Genomic DNA, 4,021 nt, shown 5'->3' on the forward strand with positions numbered 1-4,021 from the left:
AAATTCCCCATGGATACACCGCGAAGACCAGGCTCACAGTTACTAATGGAATAAAAAACGGCAACCTTATATTGAGATACCTGGTCTACCGTTTCTGCTTTTTTATCAACCAGTGGTGTGATCACCGTTGGGATCTCGGGCAAGAGCGCCACTTCCACAAAGATCAAGGGCTCACTTGGCAACTGCGGATGAAAGAAGGCAAAGCAACGACGATCTGGCTGAAGTCGACGACGCAAGTCGTCCCAACCATCAATCGCATGAACTGCTTCATGTTGAATTAATTTCTCTAGCACCTCTGCTGGAGATTTCCAGTCCACCTGATGCATTTTTAGGAAGCCTGGGTTAAACCAAGATGACAACAAATGGCGCATATCAAAATCCACCGCAGCCAACTCTGGTTTTTTATCTAGTAACTGCAATAGATCTCGACGCATCTGAACTACAGCTGCAGTCCCATGACTAGCACGATTGAGGCGTCTAAAGAATTCTTGGCGCGGAGATTCAGAAACCTTTTGAAGCTGGATGTAATTACGCGCGCTGGAATCGGCAACAAAATTTTGCGCCGCCTTGAGCACTGCGTCCGCTTCGGGATTGAGCTTCTCAAACAAAAAAGTAAAAAATGAGACGTGTTGGTCTTTTGCTAATTTGCGGTAGTTATTAACTACATCATCAGCCATGCTGAGTGCGTTAGATTCACCTCGCTCCGATATCAAACGCTTGATGGCGTTATTTGCCTTAGATAAATTGCGAGCTTTGGTTAACTTCTCCAGCATGGATATCTTTCAGTTTAAGTAAATATGCTCAGAAAATAGGCAATTTTCGTAAAAAACCAATGCATCACCAGGTAATTTAGTCAAATTTAAGAAATTGACTACAAAAGACCTAGAAAACTCGATTTTTAACTACTGATAACTGCCGTTTTTCGGATTTACTCTTACTATAAGGTAAATTCCAAAAATAATCATGGGTACGGAAAGCCACTGCCCCATAGATAAACCGAGGCCCAAGAGGCCCAAGAAGGCATCAGGCTCGCGAGCAAATTCCGCTAGGAAACGGCAAATGCCGTAACCCAATAAAAATAAGCCAGAAATCTGCCCTACCCTGCGCGGTTTACTGGAATATATCCAAAGCACGATCCCCAGGCAAATGCCTTCACCCAAGAATTGATAAATCTGGGAGGGATGGCGCGGAATGGAGTCCACCATTGGGAACACCATAGCCCATGGTAGGTCTGTTGGCCTCCCCCATAACTCGCCATTAATGAAATTACCTAAGCGGCCAAATGCCAAACCAAATGGAACAAGTGGCGCAACTAAGTCACTCACAACAAAGAAGGAAACCTTGCGGCGATAGGCAAACCAGAGCAAGGCCAATAAGACTCCTAGCAGGCCGCCATGAAAAGACATGCCACCCTCCCATATCTTGAAGATACTCAGAGGATTCGCAAGATAGTAGCCGGGCATATAAAACAAGGTGTAACCCAAACGTCCACCCAGCACCACGCCTAAAACGCCAGCAAATAAAAGATCCTCAAGATCTTTATATGACCAACCCAAAGATTGATATCGCGGAGTACGGATGCGCAGACGACCTAATAATAAAAATTGAGCAAATGCCAATAGATACATTAGCCCATACCAATGAATGGCAAATGCGCCAATCCGAATTACAGCAGGATCAAATTCTGGATGAATCAACATACTGAGTAATCAGCAATCATGCTTTAGATTGATCAAAATTATGCAGCTCATGACCAAGGTCACGATAAGCCTTATACCGCTCGCGACCTGCAAGGCGCTCAGATTCATTGATCGTGACAACCTCAACAATACGAGGGAAACGTGCAAGCAATGCCGGAACATCAGATGGCATTTTCATACCCAAGTGAATGAGTACATCCGCATGCGGCAACTGAGACAAGGCAGGTGATAAAAAATGATCTGTCAGCAAGATGGGTGTATCTATCGCTGCTTCATCTTCGATAAAGCAATGTGGCAGGAAATCTGTTGCACTAAATGTCCATAGCAGTTCATCTAATTTTTTGAGGTCTGCTCTTTCGCCCACCATCACGATGTTGCGTACAGACTCGCCAGCAGGTGTAGCGCTCCAGATCTTGCGCGTTAAGCGACAAGCGTATTCCAGCTTATCGCTAACGTTGCTATGAAAATCAATACGAGCCATGAATGACTTTCTGCGCTTATTTTTGATCTAACAAGTAATTCACAAGCAAAGGTACTGGGCGTCCCGTTGCACCTTTAGCGGCACCACTCTTCCAAGCGGTTCCAGCAATATCCAAATGAGCCCATTTATATTTTTCAGTGAAGCGCGATAGGAAACAAGCGGCAGTCACGCTACCAGCCGGACGTCCACCAATATTGGCAACATCCGCAAAATTCGATTTGAGTTGTTCATGGTAAGCCGCATCTAAAGGCAAACGCCATACAGTATCCAAAGAGGCGTGCCCCGCTTTAGTAAGAGAGTTCACTAAACCCTCATCATCTGAAAATACGCCACTATGTACATGACCCAATGCAATGATGCAGGCCCCAGTTAAAGTGGCTACATCAATCACAGCCTTGGGCTTGAAGCGCTCAACGTAAGTTAAGGCATCGCACAAAATCAGTCGACCTTCTGCATCGGTATTGAGAATCTCAATCGTTTGACCAGACATACTCTTCACAATATCGCCGGGGCGTGTGGCATTGCCGGAAGGCATATTTTCACAAGTCGGAATTACGCCGATGACATTCTTCTTCAACTTCATTAATGCTGTGGCATACATCGTGCCAATCACAGAGGCAGCGCCGCACATGTCGTACTTCATCTCATCCATGGCTTCGCCAGGCTTCAAGGAAATACCACCTGTATCAAAGGTGATGCCTTTACCCACCAACACAATCGGAGCCTCGCCAGCTTTACCACCTTGGTGACGCATCACAATAAATTGTGGCGGCGTATCTGAACCTTGGGCTACCGATAAAAAAGAGCCCATGCCCAAAGCTTCAATTTGCTTGCGGCCCAAGACCTCCACCTTGAGGCCAGTCTTCTTGCTTAAGCCCTGCGCCGCTTTACCTAAGTAAGTTGGCGTACAAATATTCGGAGGTAAATTACCCAAGTCTTTAGCCAAGTTCATACCCTCAACCATCGCAGCACCCTCTGGAACTGAGGCCTTGAGCTCTTTGGCACAAGCGTCATTACCTGCAAAGATGAGATGTGCAAAAGTATCCGGCTTATCTTTGGCCTTAAATTTCATGGCTGGCTGACGAACTCCAAAACGATAGGCTTGATCGCCTGCATATTGAATTGTCAAACGCACCTCTTCTGCAATGAAATCAGCTCGATGACCTAAGGCGAAGCTCGGAATAAACCACAAAGCATTTTGGATGGAGCCCCCACTCAACTGCTTCAAAGCAGCGCGAGCAATTTTTGAGTAAGAGCTCAAACTGCGTGCACTAGCAGGGGCAATATCGCCCAAAGACACCAAGAGAACGCGTTTCACTTTTACCCCAGATGCGACCCAGGATTTTTCAGCTCGAATGACGCAAGTAGATGCTTGCTGAGCATCAAGGTCACCAACCAGATTGGCATGGGTGACAGAGCCCCCAAGCAAGCGATCCAATTCGAGCAATAGCCCAGACTTAGCCTTGGAGGCTTCAAGGGCATCTAAATCGGCTTTTGAGTAGGCTAAAACCAAGCAATCAGAGCTCTGCGCCAATAAAGTGGCTAGACTGGCCTTGAGCTGCTTCGGATTATTGAGGTCGGCTTGCGCGAAATTCTTAGTGCTAAATTGAATAGTCATGATGTCTTGAGGTATTTTTAAGTCAATTCAAGGAAAAAAATGGGTGTTTATCCATTATCCTCCGAGATGCAGGTTCACATCTTGAGTGAGCCAATAACAGCTAACTCATTATTTATTCATGATTTTTCACCAAGCCCTTCGCCGCGAACTCAGTTTTACGACTGGTGGCGTTTTTTTGGTCTTGGTCACCATCATGATTACCACCCTAGTCATTCGAATTTT

General features: G+C 45.9%; 4 protein-coding genes. All 4 read right to left on the reverse strand.

Annotated features, from left to right (window positions below; genetic code table 11):
- On the reverse strand, positions 1-773 hold a 773-nt coding region (locus B7X71_RS13195; RefSeq protein WP_293600979.1), incomplete at its 3' end, for a malonyl-CoA decarboxylase family protein.
- Between the two features lie 129 nt (positions 774-902).
- Entirely contained in the window at positions 903-1,700 is a 798-nt protein-coding gene (lgt, locus tag B7X71_RS13200) for a prolipoprotein diacylglyceryl transferase (RefSeq protein WP_293599416.1), read from the reverse strand.
- A 16-nt stretch (positions 1,701-1,716) separates the two neighbouring features.
- On the reverse strand, positions 1,717-2,181 hold the full coding sequence (locus tag B7X71_RS13205) for a DNA polymerase III subunit chi (protein WP_293599415.1): 465 nt from the start codon (positions 2,179-2,181) through the stop codon (positions 1,717-1,719).
- A 16-nt stretch (positions 2,182-2,197) separates the two neighbouring features.
- Positions 2,198-3,799 (reverse strand): leucyl aminopeptidase, encoded by a 1,602-nt coding sequence (locus B7X71_RS13210; protein WP_293600980.1) that lies wholly within the window; start codon positions 3,797-3,799, stop codon positions 2,198-2,200.
- Positions 3,800-4,021 lie beyond the last annotated feature (222 nt).

The organism is Polynucleobacter sp. 39-46-10 (assembly GCF_002282275.1).